This window comes from Bartonella sp. AC62GZZY, assembly GCF_042196525.1.
Classification (GTDB): domain Bacteria; phylum Pseudomonadota; class Alphaproteobacteria; order Rhizobiales; family Rhizobiaceae; genus Bartonella.
In genome coordinates this window covers 316-543 of sequence record NZ_JBHIQN010000102.1, presented here as the reverse complement: position 1 = coordinate 543, position 228 = coordinate 316, and the positions used below count along the sequence as shown (strand labels likewise).

At 38.2% G+C, this 228-nt stretch carries 1 protein-coding gene; it reads left to right on the top strand.

The window, feature by feature from the left end; all coding sequences use genetic code 11:
* Positions 1-153: 153 nt before the first annotated feature.
* Positions 154-228: 50S ribosomal protein L31 (locus ACFIML_RS09390; protein WP_375688066.1), on the top strand; the 75-nt coding region annotated here is incomplete at its 3' end.

Genomic DNA, 228 nt, shown 5'->3' with positions numbered 1-228 from the left:
TCTTGATACAACAACATACCTTGAACACTTGTTTTTTGACGCGTGCTCAGTTATAGAAAGAATAGTCTAATTAACTTACCAAAAAGACGAAGCAAGTGCACTCAAAAAAGAAAGCAAGTGTCATTTCGTTGTATAAAACAGAAGGTTTGCCGCATGAAAGCGAATATTCATCCCAACTATCATAGGATTACCGTTGTTATGACGGATGGCACCCAATATACGACTCGC